27 protein-coding genes are annotated in these 21,231 nt (G+C 37.3%); 8 read left to right on the forward strand and 19 right to left on the reverse strand.

Translation table 11 applies throughout. The features are described from left to right. Positions 1-25 precede the first annotated feature (25 nt). From B3D98_RS11535 to fabZ, 5 genes are all read right to left on the reverse strand, one after another. Complete coding sequence (locus tag B3D98_RS11535; RefSeq protein WP_288583128.1) at positions 26-337, reverse strand: DinB family protein; 312 nt, start codon at positions 335-337, stop codon at positions 26-28. Positions 338-349: 12 nt separating this feature from the next. After that, complete coding sequence (locus B3D98_RS11540) at positions 350-484, reverse strand: hypothetical protein (RefSeq protein ID WP_288583100.1); 135 nt, start codon at positions 482-484, stop codon at positions 350-352. Then, on the reverse strand, positions 468-962 hold the full coding sequence (locus tag B3D98_RS11545; RefSeq protein ID WP_279494954.1) for a hydroxymyristoyl-ACP dehydratase: 495 nt from the start codon (positions 960-962) through the stop codon (positions 468-470). Before B3D98_RS11545 ends, B3D98_RS11540 begins: the two co-directional genes overlap by 17 nt. A gap of 88 nt (positions 963-1,050) precedes the next feature. Then, on the reverse strand, positions 1,051-1,233 hold the full coding sequence (locus B3D98_RS11550; protein WP_054548621.1) for a hypothetical protein: 183 nt from the start codon (positions 1,231-1,233) through the stop codon (positions 1,051-1,053). Between the two features lie 17 nt (positions 1,234-1,250). After that, positions 1,251-1,676 (reverse strand): 3-hydroxyacyl-ACP dehydratase FabZ, encoded by a 426-nt coding sequence (fabZ, locus tag B3D98_RS11555; RefSeq protein ID WP_048392930.1) that lies wholly within the window; start codon positions 1,674-1,676, stop codon positions 1,251-1,253. A gap of 212 nt (positions 1,677-1,888) precedes the next feature. On the opposite strand from fabZ, the gene B3D98_RS11560 reads away from it, so the two are divergent. Together B3D98_RS11560 and B3D98_RS11565 are read left to right on the forward strand one after the other, a co-directional pair. Beyond that, positions 1,889-2,506: a LysE family translocator gene (locus B3D98_RS11560; protein WP_004230157.1), complete on the forward strand. Its 618-nt coding sequence runs from the start codon at positions 1,889-1,891 to the stop codon at positions 2,504-2,506. 87 nt (positions 2,507-2,593) lie between these two features. After that, positions 2,594-3,073: a DinB family protein gene (locus B3D98_RS11565; RefSeq protein WP_054548622.1), complete on the forward strand. Its 480-nt coding sequence runs from the start codon at positions 2,594-2,596 to the stop codon at positions 3,071-3,073. 23 nt (positions 3,074-3,096) lie between these two features. On the opposite strand, the gene B3D98_RS11570 is transcribed toward B3D98_RS11565, so the two are convergent. From B3D98_RS11570 to B3D98_RS11580, 3 genes are all read right to left on the reverse strand, one after another. Next, the gene (locus B3D98_RS11570; protein WP_054548623.1) at positions 3,097-4,035 is read right to left on the reverse strand and encodes a DUF2268 domain-containing putative Zn-dependent protease; all 939 of its coding nucleotides are present in this window, start codon (positions 4,033-4,035) and stop codon (positions 3,097-3,099) included. Positions 4,036-4,040: 5 nt separating this feature from the next. After that, positions 4,041-4,532: a GNAT family N-acetyltransferase gene (locus B3D98_RS11575; protein WP_288583104.1), complete on the reverse strand. Its 492-nt coding sequence runs from the start codon at positions 4,530-4,532 to the stop codon at positions 4,041-4,043. 99 nt (positions 4,533-4,631) lie between these two features. Further along, on the reverse strand, positions 4,632-4,796 hold the full coding sequence (locus tag B3D98_RS11580) for a hypothetical protein (RefSeq protein WP_004230164.1): 165 nt from the start codon (positions 4,794-4,796) through the stop codon (positions 4,632-4,634). A 223-nt stretch (positions 4,797-5,019) separates the two neighbouring features. Between B3D98_RS11580 and B3D98_RS11585 the strand changes: the two genes are divergently transcribed. Continuing rightward, complete coding sequence (locus tag B3D98_RS11585) at positions 5,020-5,865, forward strand: copper amine oxidase N-terminal domain-containing protein (RefSeq protein WP_048392936.1); 846 nt, start codon at positions 5,020-5,022, stop codon at positions 5,863-5,865. Between the two features lie 91 nt (positions 5,866-5,956). Next, positions 5,957-6,130 carry a hypothetical protein gene (locus B3D98_RS11590; RefSeq protein ID WP_196333020.1) on the forward strand — a complete coding sequence of 58 codons (174 nt, stop codon included), beginning with the start codon at positions 5,957-5,959 and terminating at the stop codon, positions 6,128-6,130. A gap of 47 nt (positions 6,131-6,177) precedes the next feature. Here the strand turns inward: B3D98_RS11590 and B3D98_RS11595 are convergent, their stop codons facing one another. From B3D98_RS11595 to B3D98_RS11605, 3 genes are all read right to left on the reverse strand, one after another. After that, positions 6,178-6,561: a VOC family protein gene (locus B3D98_RS11595; RefSeq protein WP_054548625.1), complete on the reverse strand. Its 384-nt coding sequence runs from the start codon at positions 6,559-6,561 to the stop codon at positions 6,178-6,180. A gap of 51 nt (positions 6,562-6,612) precedes the next feature. Beyond that, positions 6,613-6,891 carry an ArsR/SmtB family transcription factor gene (locus B3D98_RS11600; protein ID WP_054548639.1) on the reverse strand — a complete coding sequence of 93 codons (279 nt, stop codon included), beginning with the start codon at positions 6,889-6,891 and terminating at the stop codon, positions 6,613-6,615. Positions 6,892-7,041: 150 nt separating this feature from the next. After that, positions 7,042-7,533 (reverse strand): Lrp/AsnC family transcriptional regulator, encoded by a 492-nt coding sequence (locus B3D98_RS11605; protein ID WP_054548626.1) that lies wholly within the window; start codon positions 7,531-7,533, stop codon positions 7,042-7,044. Between the two features lie 206 nt (positions 7,534-7,739). On the opposite strand from B3D98_RS11605, the gene B3D98_RS11610 reads away from it, so the two are divergent. Together B3D98_RS11610 and B3D98_RS11615 are read left to right on the forward strand one after the other, a co-directional pair. Continuing rightward, positions 7,740-8,615 carry a DMT family transporter gene (locus tag B3D98_RS11610; protein ID WP_288583129.1) on the forward strand — a complete coding sequence of 292 codons (876 nt, stop codon included), beginning with the start codon at positions 7,740-7,742 and terminating at the stop codon, positions 8,613-8,615. A gap of 756 nt (positions 8,616-9,371) precedes the next feature. Then, positions 9,372-9,884, forward strand: coding sequence for a GNAT family N-acetyltransferase (locus tag B3D98_RS11615; protein WP_288583112.1), 513 nt, complete (start codon positions 9,372-9,374; stop codon positions 9,882-9,884). Positions 9,885-9,934: 50 nt separating this feature from the next. On the opposite strand, the gene B3D98_RS11620 is transcribed toward B3D98_RS11615, so the two are convergent. From B3D98_RS11620 to B3D98_RS11650, 7 genes are all read right to left on the reverse strand, one after another. Continuing rightward, entirely contained in the window at positions 9,935-10,159 is a 225-nt protein-coding gene (locus B3D98_RS11620; protein WP_281216475.1) for a hypothetical protein, read from the reverse strand. A gap of 245 nt (positions 10,160-10,404) precedes the next feature. After that, positions 10,405-10,743, reverse strand: a complete 339-nt coding sequence (locus B3D98_RS11625; RefSeq protein ID WP_048392945.1) for a hypothetical protein — start codon at positions 10,741-10,743, stop codon at positions 10,405-10,407. Positions 10,744-10,842: 99 nt separating this feature from the next. Continuing rightward, entirely contained in the window at positions 10,843-11,379 is a 537-nt protein-coding gene (locus tag B3D98_RS11630) for a TlpA family protein disulfide reductase (RefSeq protein WP_288583113.1), read from the reverse strand. A 117-nt stretch (positions 11,380-11,496) separates the two neighbouring features. Beyond that, positions 11,497-12,690: an MFS transporter gene (locus B3D98_RS11635; RefSeq protein ID WP_288583114.1), complete on the reverse strand. Its 1,194-nt coding sequence runs from the start codon at positions 12,688-12,690 to the stop codon at positions 11,497-11,499. 526 nt (positions 12,691-13,216) lie between these two features. Then, positions 13,217-16,009, reverse strand: coding sequence for an ATP-binding protein (locus B3D98_RS11640; RefSeq protein WP_288583115.1), 2,793 nt, complete (start codon positions 16,007-16,009; stop codon positions 13,217-13,219). Beyond that, complete coding sequence (locus tag B3D98_RS11645; protein ID WP_048392951.1) at positions 16,002-16,364, reverse strand: response regulator transcription factor; 363 nt, start codon at positions 16,362-16,364, stop codon at positions 16,002-16,004. The genes B3D98_RS11640 and B3D98_RS11645 overlap by 8 nt, the downstream gene beginning before the upstream one ends. Before the next feature lie 23 nt (positions 16,365-16,387). Then, positions 16,388-18,019, reverse strand: a complete 1,632-nt coding sequence (locus tag B3D98_RS11650) for a diguanylate cyclase (protein ID WP_288583118.1) — start codon at positions 18,017-18,019, stop codon at positions 16,388-16,390. A 243-nt stretch (positions 18,020-18,262) separates the two neighbouring features. On the opposite strand from B3D98_RS11650, the gene B3D98_RS11655 reads away from it, so the two are divergent. Together B3D98_RS11655 and B3D98_RS11660 are read left to right on the forward strand one after the other, a co-directional pair. Beyond that, positions 18,263-18,742, forward strand: a complete 480-nt coding sequence (locus B3D98_RS11655; RefSeq protein WP_016994140.1) for a DUF6530 family protein — start codon at positions 18,263-18,265, stop codon at positions 18,740-18,742. Between the two features lie 17 nt (positions 18,743-18,759). Beyond that, a complete protein-coding gene (locus B3D98_RS11660; RefSeq protein WP_288583122.1) occupies positions 18,760-20,139 on the forward strand; it encodes an MATE family efflux transporter in 1,380 nt (459 codons plus the stop codon). A gap of 271 nt (positions 20,140-20,410) precedes the next feature. Here B3D98_RS11660 and B3D98_RS11665 read toward each other — a convergent pair whose 3' ends face one another. Then, the gene (locus tag B3D98_RS11665) at positions 20,411-21,205 is read right to left on the reverse strand and encodes a PhzF family phenazine biosynthesis protein (protein ID WP_288583123.1); all 795 of its coding nucleotides are present in this window, start codon (positions 21,203-21,205) and stop codon (positions 20,411-20,413) included. Between the last annotated feature and the right edge of the window lie 26 nt (positions 21,206-21,231).

Below are 21,231 nucleotides of genomic sequence, written 5' to 3' on the forward strand. Positions count from 1 at the left end.
ATTTGAGGATTTCCTAAAAAAATGCTTATGTTTCACATTCATTCATTAAAATTTGGTGGTGGATATGATGTGCCAGATGTTCCATATACTCCTCTATCAACCATCCCAATGTCCTTTGTTGTTGATTCATCACACATGGCTGGGCCAATGTCTCTTCATCAAGGTGGTCCAGTACATACATGATTTTTTTGTTGATGCTTGTCCACAACATTAAAATATCTTCTATCGGTAATTCCTGATAGCCCTGTAACGCGACCCATTGTACTTGGTCGTATGTAGTCACTACATAGGGTGAAGCTTCATTCTGAACTTGAAGAAATCGTTCAAGATTGACAATAGCCGAATCACATCAATGACCGATTACTTCTTTTTTGGACCATTTTTTTGGAGCAGGTCGTTGTGTTATTTCCGCTTCTGTCATCACACGAAATACTTCTGGTACTTTTATAAGCCAATAATGTAATTGTTCAACTGTCTTTTGCACGAAGGTAACTCCCTTCTGAAACAATTGTTACGTAATAATCTAATAATGCAATCACTGCCTGCACCCGCTTATGTTCGATTTCAATTTTAAAGGAAATCCATATAATGGCGACATTAAAACTCAAGACGGCTAATGCAACGATTTGGACAAGCGACATGCCGATCATGAGCTTGCTATTCATGGTTGTAGCAAGCAATGTAAACACGGATAAAATAACACCACTCATGGTAATAAACATGGGCTTCATGCGTATTATCTCATTTGCCTGTACCTTTAACAGATGGACAATAAATCGCAGCTCTTGCCTTGTATATTGTTGCTGAAGGATAACAAAATAGGACTGATACACATCCTCATCAAGCTTTTTATGCAATATATTTTTATGCATCTTTTGCACAAATTGATCACAGAAATCGTTCGCCAACGCTTGCTCTGGCTGTAGCTGTTCTTCTTTATGTTCTATAAAAGCGACCCTCAAACCCCCTCACCCTCTCATATTAAAACTTTCACTCCATTTACTATATGAAGGAAAGAGAGCCGTGTAGTACGAATTGAAGCAAAGTCGTTTATTTTTGAGAGTCTTTTTGCCGCGCTCTACTTAATCCAAAAATAGCTGTTGCGAAAACATAAACTACCGTACAAAGCCACATTATCACCCCATTCCAAGCGCTTTTAGCAATCGTAATATTCGCTAATAGCGCTATTTGCATGATACAAACGGCGATATAAAGCATAAATGTGTAATTCAACCGAGAACCTCCATTTTCTAAGATCCAAAAGCGAAAACAAGATCCGTCTCGCAAACTATTTCTCCATCTACCATTGCAATCCCTCTGCCTTTCCCAACAGCGCCCTTCACACGCGTAATCTCCACTTCTAGATGTAGCTGATCACCAGGCTTTACTTGCTTTTTAAAGCGACAATGATCGATTCCTGCCAATAAACCTAATCTTCCCTCATTCCCAGCCTTTGTCAGCATAATCACTGCACTAACCTGTGCTAATGCTTCAACAATTAGCACACCTGGCATCACAGGATACTGTGGAAAATGACCTTTAAAAAACTCTTCATTAATCGTTACATTTTTCAACCCCACTGCGCGCTTGCCCTCTTCTAACTCCACAATACGGTCTACCAAAAGAAATGGATATCGGTGTGGCAAAATAGCTTGTAATTGTTGACTTGTTAACATATGAATTCCTCCAACGTATTTTTATAATCTTATTCTATCACTAAATATTAGTACTAGGTAATAAAATTTCATTAGTATTATTCATTAGTTTTCTGAATTATTTTTCATTATTTTTTCAATATTTCTTTATCGACAGCCACACAATAGCTAGAATATAATATTCCATGCATTCACCCTAGAATGATTAGTTTATTAGAATAGGATGGTTTCGCATGTTATCTTTTATCGCAATAGTTCTTTTATTATTTTTAATTCCAGGTCCTGCAGTTATTATTACCATTACACAAACATTAAAAAGCGGAAAAAAGAATGGTATTTATACAGCTTTAGGTATCGGTCTTGGTGACTTGGTTCATACATTAGCGGCTGTTTTAGGTCTCTCTGCTATTTTAATGAAATCTGCCACTGCCTTTGAAGTGGTGAAATATATTGGTGTGGCATACCTTGTTTACTTAGGCATTCAGATGCTCCTCACAAAGCCAAAGAAAATAGAGCAACCGACTGTCGAACAAAGTCCTGCTAGTACTTCATTCCGTCAAGGCTTTTTAGCAGAAATCCTCAATCCAAAGACGGCACTGTTTTTCCTAGCCTTCCTACCGCAATTTGTTCAGCATAACGAGCAATCTGTCACAAGCCAATTGCTAACACTCGGTATAACATTTGTCGTGATGAGTGCTTTATATACAATCCTACTCGCAGTAATTACAAGCTTCATTGGCGAAAAAATCTTTACAAAAACAAGCGGTAGCTCACGCTGGCTCGAAAAGACAGTTGGCTTCGTTTATATCGGTCTCGGTGTCCGTTTAGCATTACAGACACAAAGTAGATAAATTGGAGAAGAACACAAAAAGTGTTCTTCTTTTTTTGCAGGAAAATGGAGTTTTAATAGCCAATAATATTAAAAAGGAGGGTTACATTTGAATCAACGTCAAGAAAATCTATTTCAGCAGCTAGCCAATTATCGTGGCGAGCTGCTTCACTTACTCGAGCATGTATCAGAAGAAAAAGCGAACATCATCCCAGCTGGATTTCATAATAATATTCGCTGGAATATGGGTCATGTTTATCTCGATCAATATTTATGGATAGAGGCATTAACAAAGGAAAAGGATACAGATTTAGAAGCTCTCAAGAAATGGTTTGGCTTTGGTACATCGCCAAAGCATTTTGACGACGAAACGCCATCCTTCGAGGAATTAAAGAAGTATTTAGCTCAGCAGCCTGAACAATTAAAGGAACAGTATGGCCATCGATTGTCAGAGGAATTCCCTCCTATTGATATGGGTATGCAAACCATTGAACAAGTACTGTTACGCACCATCTTTCATGAAGGTATGCATTTACAAGCGATTTTAACCATTTATCGATGCCTAAACGAAGCAACAGACCGAGTTTGATACTGGGTCTGTTGCTTACTTGTTTATTGGTAGTTTTCAAGATAGTTGCCTTTGTCAAAAATTTCTTTCGGACTTAAGGCGGTCCATTCCTCTATCGATACATTGGGATGCAAATCCAGATAGGATTTTACCATTTTATAGCCTTCACTATACCCATATTGATAGGGTAGATCATTTCCACCTCTAATTATATCTAATGCACGATTCAGATCAGGCTTATCCAAATCTACTGCAACATCTGCCCAGTAGACTTTGTTATAATCTAAATCAACTCGCGTAAAGTTCAAATCAGGATAAACCAATTTTTCAAACATCACAGCCCTTCCTTCAAATATGAGATGATCTAACACTTTATCTTCACCACGTGGGCGGTTTTCAGTTGCAACACTATGATGATATTCATGAGCGATAATGGCCCTGATAGATTCATCGGTATAATATTTATTATAGAGGGCTGTTATTTTACCTGCACCAATCGTTACCATATTGGCGTTAACATCTGTGGCTGGAAACACACATACCGTTGTTTCATTATTAGTTGGAAGAAATTCAGAAGATTTGAATAGACCCTCTTTGAAACTCTTTTCAGTTGCTTCCCTATCAATTTTTTTGCTTAATAATTGATTTTCTTTCAATTGTGTGGGCGTGATATTCAACACCGTCTCAGCCATATTTATATATTCACCATTCTCAAAACATGCACTATAAACTGGATCAACAACCTCTTCTCGATAGATGTCCAATGGCGAACGATCTGGGTCACTGTCTACCTTTTCCGTATAGTTTTGAAAAAGCTCATAAGCATGAATAATTTTAAATGGTTGCTTTGTTTCAGGATGTTCGAATGAAACCGTGATATTTTCTACATCTGGTTTCTCATGAGAAGGCTTTTCTGTTTGCGCACAGGCACTAAGTATGAAGCATAACATCATTAATACGATAAAACCCTTTACACAATTCATCCTTTTCATCCGTCCTTTTCATCAGGAAATAATTTAACCATGCTAACGTTCATCAACGATATGCCCTGTCGCTCGACTTTTTGTGTTTGCATGATTTGGTATCCTTTCCGTTCAAAAAATGGTCTCGCTGTAAGACTAGCATCCGTGTAAATATAGGTAAGAGCAAGTTTTCTTGCATCTGCTTCTAGTAAATCTACGATGGCTGATGCAATCCCCTGTCCTTGAAAATCCTTATGGACATAAAGTCGATCTAAATAGCCCTCCATTGTCATATCCCCAAAGCCAACAATTTGATGATGCTTCCGTGCGACATAGGTCTTATTATGTCTTAAAGTCTTTTGCCAAGTCGCTACTTTAACTGGCTGTATGGCTAACGGTGCCCAAGCCTCCAATTGGGCCTGTGAATAATCTTTTGCGTTTACACTATGTACGGTTTCGTAAAATAATTGCAGAATTTCTTCTAAATCATCGTCATGATAGTTTGTAAAATGAAGCATCTATACACCCCTTTTCTCGCAATCTATTATACCAATGATAGGATATTTATGTAAAATTATAGCAAGCTTATAGATCCCTATAATCTATAAGCTTTTGTTCTACTGTTTCGGTGTATTGGCTGTCAGCGGATTCGCATTGGCAACTAATTGTACAGGCGTGGTTGTTTGTTGAAAGCTATCCTTTTGCCCTTGATTCGATTTTCCGTAGCCTTTCATCACAGCAAATAATGCCGCACCAACAATGCCCCATGTCAAAAACTTCATTTAAAAAACCTCCTTTCAGCGTTAGTATTCGAGAACAAATACAGATTATACGCTGTCAAAAAGTAGCTATTAGCGATGGTGACTTTGTGTCATTATGCATCTGATAATTAAAAAGGTTATTGAATTTAGAGAAAAAATAGTAATATTTTTATTATATATTGAAGAATATTATGGTAAAATTTCCGGTGGTGGTAAATGTTAAAATATAAGGAGGCTATATACCATGAAAAAATTTTTTACAGGGCTATTTTTAACATCTACATTATTTGTAGCAACACCTGCTGATGCCGCAACGACACAAATCAAAATCGACGATGTTGTGGTAAAATCTGATACAGCACCCGAGCAAAAAAACAATCGAACAATGGTGCCATTACGAGTGATCAGTGAAAATCTTGGTGCGCAAGTTCATTGGCAGGATTCACAAATCACCCTTTCAATGGATCAAACAACTATTAAATTGAATCTTAATAACCGAACAGTCATTAAAAATGGTCAAAAAGAACAATTGGATGTACAACCATACATGAAAAACAATCGCACCTATGTACCAATTCGCTTTATTGCTGAAACATTCGGCAGTCAAGTGCATTATAATGATGGCACAGTAAATATTACGACTGAACCATTGCTAATTGAAGATGAAAAAATCAAGGTACTACGCTATGAATACCATATGACAATGGGTGGTGTCATTCAGGACATCAAGGGCAATGCCTATCACCAAGCACTTTTCAAAATTTTCCAAGAAAAGAAAGGCGACAAAGTAGAGGCTCCGAAAGATTATTATTGGCACCTCAATCTAGAAACTCCTGGATCTTATTACAAGCTTGGTCAATTTGATTTTATGAGCCATGATCAAAACAGTGTTCGACAATATGATATCTATACATTAAATCAACCTTTCCCAGAGGAATTATTACAAGGCTATCCTGAGTATTTACTCCATGATTTCGATGGCGATAACTGGTATATTTTCTCTGAGCAAGCAGTGAAGTCAATACAGCAGCTGATTAATAGTGCATATAATAATGGCTTTAGCAAAATAATTAGTAATACAGTCGCTTAAAAAAATTTTTAATGGCAGCTATACACAACATATTCTGTAAAAAGATGTGCAAAATATTCATATCAACGATTGATTGATGGAGGTTTGCCTCATGCAGAAATTCCTATCATTAAGTATAGCGCTACTATTCCTTTTATCTGCTTGTTCGTCGGAAGAAGCTCCGCCCAGCGAGGAAGCAGAAGCCAAAGAACAGACCGTAAATGCGCAGCCAAAAGAAAAACTAAACGTTTTGAACGATGATAAAGTTTGGGTAATGGCTGAGTAATGAGAAAAGCGTGTTTTGATATTTTTTATCAAACACGCTTTTCTTCACTATTTTTGTATAATCTGAATAAGGTTGCCACATGTATCATTAAAAACTGCTATTGTGACTTCTCCCGCTTTTGTCGGCTTAAGTGTAAATTCAACGCCTTTCTCCAGTAAACGGCTATACTCCTTTTCTAAATCAGCAACTCCAAACATTGTTGCTGGAATGCCTTCAGCGAAAATCCTCCTTTGATAGTCCTTTGCTGCAGGATGCTCATCTGGCTCAAGTAATAGCTCAGTGCCCTCTAAATCATCAGGCGACACAAGCGTTAGCCATCTATGTTTTCCTACTGGGACATCCTCCTTTTTTACAAACCCTAGCTTTTCCGTATAAAATGCCAGTGCCTTTTCCTGATCTTGTACAAAGATACTGTTGACAATAATATTCAATTGCTTTTCCTCCTTTTAAGTCGTTTAAGAAGCATCCTTCACACGTAAACTTTACTCTACCCATCCTTTCAGTAAATCTTTAAGTGGTTCCTTATTGAAAAGAATGACTCGATATTTTCCCTTCCGCTGTGATAGGACGAGTCCAGCACTCTCCAAGACAGACAGATGCTTAGCAATCCCCTGCCTCGAAATTGAAAGTTCATGTTTCATTAGAAGACGCACCGTCAATTCATACAACGTCATCTCATCACACTCAGCCAGTTCATCTAATATAAGTCTCCGAGTCGAGTCCCCTAGTGCTTTAAAAACAGCGTCTTTATCCCAATTCATAGCTTGATTATAGGCAACTCTATGGTTGCATGTCAACTATAAGCAACTTGTGGGTTGTATGATTTTTGTACGTGTGGTCTCCTTATTTGAACAGGGTGAATCTTTAGGAGCGGGGCTCTAGAGTAAAAAAAACAGCAAGCCTGAGTTAGCTTACTCAGGCTTGCTGTTTTCTTCGATCGGTAACACTGTAGAATATTTAATTTCTCGTAAGGATAAATTCGTTTGAATTCTAGAAACGCCAAGCTTATTTAATTTTCGAATAAATTGATTTAAGTCTTGGCGGTCTCGAATTACGACCTTTAACAAATAATCATAGGCACCTGTTAAGCAATGACATTCCAAAATTTCGGTCATTGTTTTCAAGCTGTTTTCTAACTCCTCTATTTCCTTCTCCTGATGAATATTTGTGCTCATAAATATATAGCACAATAAATCAAACCCTAGTTTCTCCTGATTTAAAATTGCGACTTGTTGATCAATATAGCCTTCATTTTCTAGACGTTTCACCCTTGTATGGGTTGCTGGTGGGGACAGATTCACACGTCTAGCTAATTCCGCATTGCTAATGTGAACCTCTCGCTGCAAAATCGCTAATATTTGCAGATCGACATTATCTAATCCTTTATTTTTTATATCCTCCATTGTTTTCTCCTCTTTTGATTATTTTTAGACAAGGAAGTTTTTAATGCGATTTCAAAATATTATTTTGATATTCATTAAATAACTTTCGATTATTTTGATTTTATTCAATTCTACAAAATATTATACTGATAAATCACTAATAGTGCTATGATTCTTATTATACATAAAAGCAAAAGGAGTGTACCTACACTGTGGTTAAATTTTATATGGGCTTAATGCTTGTCACGAGCTTACTATGGGGAGGCAATTTTGTTGTGGCTAAGACGCTAGTGGCTCATGCCTCTCCAATGACCTTAACGTTGGTCAGATGGCTGATCGCAGTGATCGTCCTGCTACCGTTAGTTTGGTGGAAAGAGAAGAGATTGGTTCCTGCTAAAGCCGCTCTTGTGCCATTATTCCTGATGGGCATTACAGGTGTTGCCTTGTTTAATATATTTCAATTTTTAGCGTTGGAACGAACAACATCCACGAATGTTGGTCTTATTTCTACAATGAATACCATGTCCATCGCCCTTTTTTCCTTCGCCTTTCTGAAAGAAAAAATAAATGGCTTGCAACTTCTGGCGATGGTACTCTCTTTAATTGGTGTTTTTCTTGTCCTTTCGAAAGGAGATTGGCAGCTGTTATGGCACTTCCAATTGAATACAGGAGATTTATGGATGGTGGCAGCCGTTTGCGTATGGGGACTTTATTCTGTATGTAGTAAGTGGGCTATGCAAACAACCTCTCCGTTAATGGCGACATTGTATGCAGGTTTGTTTGGGGTACTCATCCTAGTCCCATTCACGATTACGGATTTTACCTTCTCCGAAATCGACTCCTCTTTCATCCTTTCGCTTCTTTATACAGGGGTCATCTCTACAGTAGTTTGTATGGTATTTTGGAATATTGGCGTTCAACAATTAGGTGCCACAACCTCTGGTATTTTTCTAAACTTTAATCCTATTTTTACAGCATTGCTCGCCTTTTTATTTATCGGTGAACAGCTAAGCTGGCTGCAAGGTATTGGGGGAATCATCGTGATTTTGGGATGCTACTTATTCACACATTTTAAAACGAAGACGCCTCAGGCTGTGCTCTAAATTTCTATTTTTCAAACTTGCAAATAATAAAAGATGCATTCCCCCTCTTAAAACTCATCGAGAGGCAATGCATCTAATGAAGTAGATGTTTTTTTTTTACTACCACAAATGAAACACCGTTCCTTCGTGAAGCTTGCTTGTCATACGTAGACCTTGGCTTAATGGTGTTGCAATCTGATGGATAAAAGTTCTTTAGGCTGTAGTAGTTTTGCCAATTGCTCTTCATCCATTTCAACGCATTATCCGCTACGGTGATTTCGAGATGGGTATCAAAATTGATAATACGAATATGTATCGTTCCCCCGTCAGAAAGCTTTAACATTCCATGCTTTAATGCATTTTCAATTAATGGCTGGTTAGTCAGTGATGGGATGAGGACAGTTGTCTCCGACTTTAGTTGCCATACAACCTGAATACGCTTGCCAAAACGCTCCTACTGTATATAGAGGTAGACTTGAACCAACCTAAGTTCATTTTCTAGTAGAACAAGTGCTTCCACATTTTGAAAATTACTGGACTCTCTTAAAAAATCTCAATGCCTCTATTAATTTACTTGTCCGCTCACTATTTAATTCACTAAACCCGACAGGAAGTGGGTCTTTTTAATGACGGTCCTTTTTTAGTGAATGGCTGAAAAAGCAAACCAGTATTCATGTCTATCCACACATCTACAAAATCTGAACAATCAAAAAACTGGTGAGATTAACCCTAGACTACAGGTATAATGAAAGAAAACCAAAATTGATTGGAGATGCCATGAAAATTCGATTAGAAACATTAACACAGGGTGATTTTGAAAACTTATATGCATTTGAGGTTAAAAATAGGGCCTATTTTGAAAAAACAGTCCCAAGTCGAGGGGATGACTATTACGAATTACCAAATTTCATAAGAAAAAATGACATGCTTTTAGAGGAACAAGCTCAACAGCTATCCTATTTCTATCTAATAAAAAATGAACTTGAAGAAATTATAGGAAGAATCAATGTAATCGATATTGATAAGGAGCAACGATTAGGCCATATCGGTTATAGAGTAGGAAAAGATTTTAGTGGGAAAGGGGTTGCCCATACAGCCTTACAATTAGTATTAGACCTTATGCGCCAGCAAGGCATGCTCATCATTGAGGCACAAACAACAACGAACAATATAGCCTCTCAAAAAGTATTAGAAAAAAACGGTTTTAAACAATTGGATAGAAGCGGAGAATCATTTGAAATGAATGGTCAAAACTTCACTTTTACTTATTACCGGTGGATTAATTCCTAGGATGATCTGACAAACCGTATTGTCAGATCATCCAATTTAAAAGAATGTGCCTAATCTAATGAGACCTCTTTAATCGCTGTTTTCAATTCCTCTAAACTCTTAATCATTTGCAGTAAAGAATGATATTCAGCTGCATTCAAGTGATCACCATGCACTGTTATGTATCTTTTTATGCTACTTTCCATTGTTTGAATCTCTAGCATAGCATTATACTGAACGTCAGGTTCTTGGTGTCTACTCTTTTCTCTATTTTGTTGGTTTGGATTTTGGGGCACTGCGGTTTGATAGCTCCTTTAACATCTTGTATACCTCCATAGATATACATATTTTGCATGACAAATTACTAATAACGAAGGGTAATTATAGTATAATAGTTACCTTTTTATTCCTTTATAATTGTAAAAATACAATTATCGAAGCCTATTTTATAATATAGCACTCTACAAATTCTATACAACGCAAAAAAATCAAAATGAGCACCTAGCCATCTTGATTTTTTGCAGGTGGAAGCCAATAACTTTCACACCTTTTGTGGTGGAATAATGCCTGTTACAAGTAAAATAAAGAATACCAATCCAATAAGGAAAAATATCAGTGACGCTATAAATACGGGCCCAAGTTTAACCTTGAACCGTTCTCGCTCATGAATGATCCCTGTTTGTGCACTCACTTGGGATGTATAAAGCCTTGACATCGCTCCACCGCTACTCGAAAAGTAAAACGTTCCTAAGGTAAAGGCAATGCCGGTGAAAAACATCACTTCGATAAATCGCACAGAGAATATTGTGGCAACCCAGTACGTCAACGATATTTCTACAATCCATGCAATGATGATAATAATCATGTGTTTCCGTGGCATTAAAGGAGCCCCTTCCTTTTTTCTTTAGCTACTTCTACGCATCTTTTTAGAAAAAGTTTCATTTTTCTAAATATATTGTCTATAAGACTTATTTTGTTCTTAGAGATCATCAATCAATTGTATTAATTGTCGTTGAGTGAGTTCGCCTTTCACGCTGTGCTGTAATTTTCCTTCTTTATCAAAGATAAAGGTACTAGGATAATTCACCACTTCAAACGTTTTCTGTAGTACTCCCTCTTCGTCTAGGAAGATAGGAAATGATAAAGCATAAGTATCCTTAAATGCTGCCGCCTTCTTATAGCTATCATAGGCTGTGGCATTGATGGCTAGCAGCTCGACATCCTTTGATTTTTGTTGATAGAATGCCTCTAGTTCAGGTGCTTCCTGTTGACAAGGTCCACACCAGGACGCCCAAAAATTCACTACAACTATTTTGCCCTTATATGCTTCAAACGTTGTGGAGGATTGATCTAGCTTTGTTAAAGCAGTTTCATAATTAATTTGTTTGGTGCCATCCTCCAAAACAGCCATAGATGGTGTAAGAGATGCTTGGAAAAAAACATTTTTTAATGCCACACCAATAAAGATTGCTATGATAAGTGCAGAGATAATGAAACTTATTTTTTTACGATTCATACTTACTCTCCTTTTAAAATATACAAATATTTGTATATTTTACCATACTATCAACTAACAGAATATGAACTTTTTATAAAAAATAGCCCCTACTCTAAAAGTAAGGGCTACTCTTTCTTACGTGAATGATGTTTTATTTTTATAGGCAATCACACTTACGAGAAGTAGCATACTAGCTGAAAGGAAAAAAACAACTCGTATCCCATACCATTCTGACAACATGCCCATCATTAAAGATGAAAGGCCGAATACCCCTGTCACAATGACATTCAACGATGTATACACCGTTGGTAATTTCTCCTTTGAGACACTTGTTTGAATGATGGTTTGCTGTGGAATGTTTTTTAATTGCCCACATAAGCCAATCAGCAAAGAACAGAGTAAAGCCATCAATGGTGTAATACTAACCGCAAAGAATAATGTAAAAATAGCGGACAACAGCGCACCTCCACTTATGAACATAGCTTTCTTACGCTCAATAAATTTGGTCCATCTTAAACAAATCATACTCCCTATAATCATGCCAATAAAAAAAATGCCGTTGAGATAACCCCACCATTGAGAAGAAGCCTGCAATGCTTCTTCTACAAAAACAAGTAAAATCGCTGCGACCCACACTGCACCTGCCATTGATTCCAGTAAATCCATTCGTGCAGCTACCTTTAGTACAGGTGTTTGATGAATGGATTGCCACCCCTGCATAAATAACACCCATTTCTTTTTTTCTGGACGTTCCATACGTGCCACATCTGGTAAAAGCTTTAAAAGCAATGTTGCCATGAAAAAAAGGACGACAACGCCCCATATAAGCTGTGATGGTGTAAAGAGAAGCAGCAAGGAACTGCCAACAAACCAAGAACCCACCTGAATGGATTGGATAACCGTTTCTGCAATACTATTTGCTCGCAATAAATCCTTTTCTTCCACATAATGAGGCAGCAAGGATTGACGAATAGGATTGGCACAACCATCCAAAAACGCAACCATCGCAATCAATAAAAACACAAAGCCAATCATCGGCTGGTCGCCTACCCATTGTACATACAAGGCAAGGCCCAAAATGACAGCGGTTTTAAAGCCTTGAGAAATAGTTAGCAATTGATTCAACGACACTTTTGTCGTAATAAGAGGTGTTAGCAGACTGGAAATCAACATACAAGTAGTAATAATAAACGGTACGAAGGAAGTAGCAATCGCCGAGTTGGTGAAACGATAAATTATACTAATCACGCTTACTATATAGAGAATATCACCAATATCCGCTAAAGATTGACCTGTCAATAAAAGTGAAAAAGATCGGTTTTTAAACACGTTTTATCCCCCAAAATTAAGATTTTATTTTTTCTTGGGAGATTTTTAAATTGGACGAACCTGCATGTCTGAACTCCTTTTTACGCCTAGTTGAAAAAACGATGGGGGATTTCATTTTTTTCAAATTTCTATGCGTGATTTTGATTAAATTTCATGAAAATTCTAAAGTATTTATCTTATTTTAGCATTACTTCCACTTTGTTGCCAGCACGCAAAAAGACCAGGTGTTCTCAAAAAATTTGAGCCCTGGTCTTTTTGTGAAAAGTGAAACCTACTAGTTTGCTTTAGTGTTTTGTATTCTACTAGTACAGTAGTCGTGCCAGCTTGGCAAAGGTTACACATTTTTGAAGAAAAATTCACGAAACTTATTTTTCTTGTTTTAAGTTGTTCGCCTTTAATGCCTGCTTGTAAGGAGCAACTTGCGACAAACACTTTGGCTTCACCTATTAAAGTTTTTATGAATTTAAGCTACTGCTCACATTTTCCTTACAATATAATGCTACGGACAATGAATCAAGCTATCCTATTATTTCACAAACAGTTTTGATATTTCTTCAGGCGGATATGGTTTGGTTAAGTATTTTTTAATTTGAAATTGGTCCACCATTTCTTTTACCTCATCTAATGCTGAGGATATAATAATCGGTATCTCTTTTGTATGCTCTCTTTCTCTTAGTGCACGGACTAAATCCCAGCCGCTCATTTCTTCGCCCAGCATTATGTCAATCACAATACCAAGTAAAGGCGTATTGAGTGTATCTTCAAAAGCTTTTTTTGGGTCATGATGATGAATCACGGTAAAGCCATTGCTTTTTAGCTCTTCAGACAACAGTAGAGCTAAGCTTAAGTCATCCTCAACAAGCATAATGTTTAAGCCATTGCTATCCCCCATTACATCCTCTTCATCGAAGGTGATAGTGTTATTTGCAAGTGGTAAAGTAAAGTACACAGTAGTACCTTGTCCCTCTTCTGACTCTATCCATATTTCTCCCTCATGCTTTAAGATGATTTCTCTACAAATGGAAAGACCCAGTCCAGTTCCTCCTATTTTACGTCTTAAACTATTATCGATTCGTTTGAATTTTTGGAACAACTGAGCAATATCCTGTTTAGATATGCCAATGCCCTCATCTTTTATACTCACTTGGATGCTATTATTTTTGTTTTCTAACAAAATCTCCACATCCCCACCTTGTGGAGAAAATTTAATCGCATTTCCTATTAAATTAATAAATAATTGGACGAGTCTATCTTGATCTGCATTGACATAGACCTCTCTTGCCTTATCAATTAGATGGACATTATGCTTTTGCTCATGTCGGAAGCGATTGACAATTTCAAAGGCTATTTCATTTAATTGTAGTGTCTCCATGTTATATTGCTGCTTGCCTGACTCCATTCGCTGTAAATCTAAGAAGTCATTTATAAGATTGGTTAGTCGTACCGCTTCTCTATGAATTGTATCGATATATTTATTTTGTCGTTCGGGTTTTATATTTTTCGTTAACAGAAGCTCTGTAAAGCCAAGTACGCTCGATAAAGGCGTTCGCAGTTCATGACTTACCGTACTCACTAATTCGGATTTCATTTGATCTACTTCATATTCTCTTGTAATATCACGATGCACAAAAATTGTGCCTACTTTTTCCTGTCCATCAAAAAGACAAGTTGCATACACCTCGACAAAGATTTCATGTTCAGCCGTCATACAATAGCGGCATTTTCGTGTCTCCTCAAAGCTCTCCATAATAGATGCCTCTAAAAATTCAATTAATTCATCAGGTTGGGCACTACATTTTTGAAAATGCTGTAGCCAATCCTTTTTAGGGATACTTGTTTCTGTTGTCAAGTTAAGGAGGTTGACAATACCACATAGCGCTCTATTGATAAGAACGGTATCGCCTGTAGCAGAAACTAATTGGATTCCTTCGTTGACATTATCAATAATCGTTTGATTTAACGTCCTCGATTTTTCTACCTCTTCATACATAAGAATACGTTCAAATGCGATGGACACACGATTTAATAGTCCGTTTAAACTATCTATATCCCGATCATTATGGGGATGCCCCTCTCGTGTCGCCATTAAAATAGCGACTAGCTCTCGTTTAGAATTAAACACGGAAGAATACAAGTCATAGGCATAATAAGACTCTTGTGCAATTCCTTTTTCATTTGCTGTCAATTGACGTGTAATAACAAAGGATTTTTCCTGCTTTAATCGTGCTTGTTTATCCATGCCAAAATTTTCAACTAGGGCTGCAGCAGATTGGTGTGATAAACCTTTTGTCGCATAAACATTGCCCTCCATCCAATACAGCACACTCGTATCATATTGATAAATGTCGTTTAAATAATTATGGAGATTATCGATTAGTTTCTGTTTATTTAACGTAAAGGTTAGTACATGATTTAATTGATTATACTTTTCTAAATAATTTAATGAATTTTGTAATTGTAGCTGATTTTCTTGAAGCTCGTCCTGCTGCGCTAAAAGCTCCTCATTTTGAGTGGTCAGTACCTCTTCCTTATCCTGAATGGAGAGTATCATTTTAAGAAATGAGTTCGCTAGAATGCCTAACTCATCCTCCTTTTGTACAAGATTACCTAAATCAATAGATTTCCCTGACGCCAAAGCGTTTGTCGCAAGTGTTAATTGTTCAATTGGTCGAATCATATTATTCAGCACTTTTCGTAAAATGACCCCAACAAATAGTAAAATGAGACCGCTAATCATGAGCGAAATAAAAGTAAATAATTGCCCCTGCTCCACTGTCTTGCTAAAAATTTGGTTTAAGGAGTGGTCTGTTTTTTTCTTATAGGATTTTGTATAGGCAATAAATTTATTGACAAGGTCATTTGCGCCACTATTCGAAAGCTCTCGCAAAGCCTCATAATCCCCCATCTTCGCAAAGCTTAACCCTTTTGGGAGAGTAACCGTTTTATAATTATAATGAAAATCAACTAGCTCATTATAGAGCCCTCGTTCTTCTTCCGTTAAATCCAGTTGCGAAAACTTCTGTAATAGAACTTCGAAATTCTCCAAATTTTCATACAATAACTTTAATTCCTGCTCATTTTGAAAGGCATAGTAGCCCCTTGCTCGAAAAAATATGCCATTAAAGTTTTCTTCCAATTCATCCACAAGCATTGATTTTTCATACATTTGCTCTCTCTTCTGCTGTAAGGCATTTTGACTTGCATTGACTACGACAAGAAAGGCAGCAATGATGATTAAAAAGCTAACAACTAGAAAAAGCAGCATTTTAAAGAATTGGCTGCGTATACTTTTATTCAGCAAGGGTGTCGACTTAATCATTTAAGATGTCCTCCACCAGGTTCATTAGCTTAATGGGACTAAACGGTTTGGACATAAAGTAATCTGCCCCTAAGTCAAATACCTTTTGACGATCACTTTCCTGTGATTTTGCTGTCAGCATGAGAATAGGCATTGACATTTTAATCTCTTGTGGGAGAAGCTCGATCACCTCAATTCCTGTTAAATTCGGCATCATATAGTCGAGTATCATTAAATCATAGGAGCTTTCCATCATTTTTTTTAGGGCTTCTTCGCCATCCTCTGCCTCATCAATATCAAATTCTAAATCTTCTAATGTTTCACGTATTAACATGCGTAATATTTCTTCATCATCTACTACTAAAATTCTAGCCATCCTGTCTTTTTCTCCCTTTCCCATTAAAGAAACATTTGATGAATTAAACGAACAATACGTTCCGATACTTCAGCCACATTAAACGGCTTCACAATATAATCATCCGCCCCATTAACGAAAGCCTTCATGACGTATTCTTCCCCCACACGTGAAGTTAGCATGGAGACGATTACATTACTTGAAGCATGCTGCTCTCTTATCTTACTCAGCACCTCGATGCCGTCCATTTGCGGCAATATCCAATCTAATAAGATAATGTATTTGCATGCAGGGTCATACCAATTGGATTCCAGAAAACTAATGCCATCAGGAAATGATAATGTTTCAATCCTATAATCGTCATTTTCCTCCAAATGCTTAAAATGATTGGTAATCAGATCACGAATAATATACACATCATCAATGACAACGATCTTAATTTTCACCTTTCTTTTCTCCACAGCAGCTACGTTATCAAAGATGATCGTTTGATTTCTCCCTAATTGCTTGGCCGTATAAAGTGCTTGATCTGCCTCTTCTAGCATCTTTTTAGGATGTAAATTAGTAGAAGTGGCTTCCGCAATTCCACTCGAAAATGTAACATGGAAGCTAGTTCCATTTGCTGTAAATGTCTTTTTCTCCATGGAGGTACGAAGTTTTTCAATAAAAATAAATGCCTCTTTTTTAGTTGTACGAGGCATTAAAATTACAAATTCTTCTCCACCATAGCGACAAGCAATTTCTTCAGCTCCTTTTAGCTCCTTCACCAATGAAGCGAAACCCTTAAGCACCTCATCCCCCACTAGGTGACCATATGTATCATTTACTTTTTTAAAATAATCTAAATCGATCATCGCAATTGAAAAATGTTCTTTGTTTTGCTGATGGTGTTTAATGAAAAGCTTCATTTGCGATTCCATAAATTTACGATTATAAATTTGGGTTAATTCGTCAATGACGATAGCCTGTTCTAATTCTCTTTTATAGGCTAAGCGATTGGAAACATAAGCGATTAATAGCTCTTCATCAATGGGCTTTGCCATAAAATCCATAGCACCCATTTCCAATGTGCGAATACGATTTTCTTTACAATCATTACTACTAATCACTGTCACAAACATAAGCTCTTTTTTCGTCTTTTTAATATTGTCTAAAATAGAAAAGCCATTAGAATCTGGAAGCATGATATCTAGAAATACGATGGATGGTTGCAATTCATAAATTAACGCTAATCCTCGTTTACCATTATGAGCTGCAATGACAGAGTAGCCCTTTTTCTCTAAAACATTTTTTAAATAGGAAATAAATACAACATCATCATCTATTATCAGAATAAAATCTTGTTTTGCTGGATTTTTAATGATGGTTGTAGGATGTTCCATATGTTGTGTCATTGAATCATTTTCTTTATAAAAATGGACGCTTTCAATAAATGGAGCAAGAAACTTTTTCCATTCTGATTGGGTCCATTGCTTGTTACTATCTTCATTCAAAAGCTCTAGCTTTTCACGAGCAATCGACGTTAATTCATGTAAACCGATTGATCCAGCGGTGCCTTTTAACGTATGTAAAAATGAATAGAGCTCGTCTTCTCTAACAAAGTCACTATTATCCCATTTTTGTAAATTTTCACATATACGTGTATAAACCATTCGGTGATATTTAGCTGTTTCCATCCTATTTCTCTCCAATCAATCATACTTCTATAAATTATAACTTACTATTTTGTAAAAACCACGGCAGATTTTGAACGTTTATTGTAATGAATCCCTTACTCTAAGCCCATCTTTAGCTGGTCTTAAAAGAAAGGGTTCAAACTTTGCTCTTTTCGATTGACTTATAGAAGCGTTTAATGCTAAATTTACTAAAGCAGTAATTTACTAAATTACTAAATTCGAAATGATAAGGAGTACGGATACATGAAAATTCCAACACATTTAAAACATAAACCTGTCATCGTGGCAGAAAATTATGCCAATATTGATGGGCGCACGGCTTATCAAACAGATGCACAAGGGCTTTCCCTTGGTCTGGCACAATGGAATGATCGAGGAAAGGTTGATATTTCTGCGAAGGTTTGGCGGCATACAGGTGGCAAGTGGTCTCGCCAATCAGAAGAACTTCCCCTACACCGCGTACTTGATCTCGCTATTTTAGTGTGTGAAACGGAACTTTATTTTAAGGAGGCTTATCGTCATGAGCATTTATATGATGAAGAAAACCCTGTAATTAATCGTGTTGGCTTACAGGGAGATGCCATGACTGTGGAAGTTTGCACAGAAAATGAACAGATTAAAGAGGATATTCAGCTTTTTCAGCAAGCACTTAATAATGATGGTGAGCTAATTGGTGAACGCCTACGCACACTTTCAAGAATCTTAAAAGAAATGGGTTATTAAAACTCAAGAGGAACTTAATGATGAACGAACAAATGTTACAGGATGATCAACAGCTACGCAAAGCTTTTTTTAATTTCTTAATTCCCGTGATGCTAGCGAATGTGCTGCAATCTGTTGGCCAAGTTTTTGCTATGTTTATCGTCGGACGCAATTTAGGGGTCGATGCCCTAGCAGCCATTTCGGCATTTTTTCCATTTTTCTTCTTTTTAATGGCCTTTGCAATTGGCATTGGTTCAGGAAGCTCTATTTTAGTCGGGCAAACATTTGGGGCTGGTAATCATGCCAAAATGAAAGAGGTTGTTGGTGTAACACTCGCCTTTACAACTATTTTATCCATCGCTGTCGCGATTTTTGGTGGCTTTTTCATCGAATGGATTTTACGTTTTATGCAGACACCTGCGAATATTTTAGACATGAGTATTAGTTATGCCCAAATACTTTTCTTCACGTTACCTATTATGTTTTGGTATTTGGTGTATACAACCTTTATGCGAGGAGTCGGCGATTCCAAAACACCTTTTCTATTCTTAGTAATTAGTGTTGTGTTAAATATCGCCTTCCTCCCCCCTTTAGTATTCGGATGGTTGGGGTTGCCTGCGTTCGGCTTAAATGGGGCTGCCTATGCTTCTGTGTTATCAAACCTGGTGACAATGATTCTGTTGTTAGCCTATTTGCATAAGACAAAGCATTTACTACGTTTTGATAAAACAATCTTACAGCATTTTAAATTAAAGAAAGATATTTTAACGTCCTTATTAAAGCTAGCCATTCCATCCAGTATTAGCATGGTTGCCATTTCAGTAGCCGAAATTGCCGTTATTGGCTTTGTGAATGGCTATGGTTCGGATGCTACTGCCGCTTATGGCGTTGTCAATCAGGTAGCTAGCTATGCACAAGTCCCAGCAATGAGTATTGCCATTGCAACATCTGTCTTTGTAGCACAGGCGTTAGGGGCTAATTCTACAGAGATGATTAAAAAAATCCGTCAAATGGGTGTGCGCATTAATTATCTTCTAGGTGGCGCGATCATACTCATTATGTATCTGTTTGCAGAGCCTATTTTGGCTTTCTTTATCGATTCACATGAGACTGTGCTTATTGCCAAGAATTATTTATATATCGCCTTTTGGAGCTATTTAATTTTCGGACACACACAAACTGTTTCTGCTACAATGCGTGCCACTGGTGTCGTATTATGGCCAACTATCTTCTTAGTCATTACGATTTGGGTTGTACAGGTACCATTAGCGTTCCTATTATCTCACCATACGTCACTAGAACTAAATGGCGTTTGGTTAGCCTATCCAATCACCTTCTGCGTCCACTTCATTATGCAATATGCATACTTCAAGCTAGGCTGGCAAAAACGAACATTAAAAGCTATGCTGAGCGAATAAAATGGAAGAGGGCATGCCATATGGTGCCCTCTTTTTATTATGGCAACAAAATAACCAGGCACTCAAAATTGAGCCCTGGTCATTTTGTGAAAAGTGAATGTTACTACTTGCTTTAGTTCTTTTGTATTCTACTAATAGAGTAGTCGTTTAACATTGAAAAAGGTTACAACCAATTTCAATTTTTTTCTCACTTTTTAGCAGTTACCAAAATAAGGCGAACTATAGAAAACGAACTGTATACTTTGAATACAAATCTCCTTCTAAACCGTATCTAGATGTTTAATTTTCCTTGCAATGCTGTAACTGCTGCGCCTGCAATCAATACCCTGTTGTGATGAGGGGCCACATAGATTACACCTCCACGTTTAGAAAGCTGCTTGCTGACAAGTTGTTGTTTAGATAATTTCTCACACCAATAAGGGCCTAGTGCGCCATGACTTGATCCATTTACCTGATCCTCATCAATGCCTTGTGCTGGAGAAAAAAAGCGAGATACGATATCGATGTCTTCTTCCTTCGATTGACTAGTTAGACATATACCTCGAACAGGAAACTGCTTCATCGCAGAAAAGTCAGGTTCAAACTGTACAATTAGGTCTTCATTGCCTACTTCCACGATATAATCCAATTCGGTCCTCCCTACAAAGATGGGCTTACATCCTAACCAGTCCTCCAATGCTGAAGGACATTCCATTTCAGCAATTGGATACGTTTTGATGGCGATTTCCACTCGTTCATGTTGCCACTTGGCATGTAAAGGACCACTTGCTGTATGAAATGTAATTGTGTGCTCCTTTGGCACAATTCCTTGCTGCCAAAGGACAAAGGCACTAGCAAGGGTGCCGTGACCACAAATGGGTATTTGCCTATTTGGCGTAAACCATTTCAGCGTAAATTCAACCTGTCTTTTTTCAATAAAGGCTGTTGTCGGGACAGGTATCTCCTGTGCAATTTTTTGCATGGTCTCCTCAGAAACTTCTTCATCTAATAGACATATTGCTGCAGGATTCCCTTTATATAGCTCATTCGTAAATGTATTAATTAGCCAATATGAAATACTAGTCACCGTTCTCCCCTCCTTGCCTCATCATA

Origin of the sequence: Lysinibacillus sp. UBA5994, from assembly GCF_002429725.1 — a bacterium.
GTDB lineage: Bacteria > Bacillota > Bacilli > Bacillales_A > Planococcaceae > Lysinibacillus > Lysinibacillus capsici.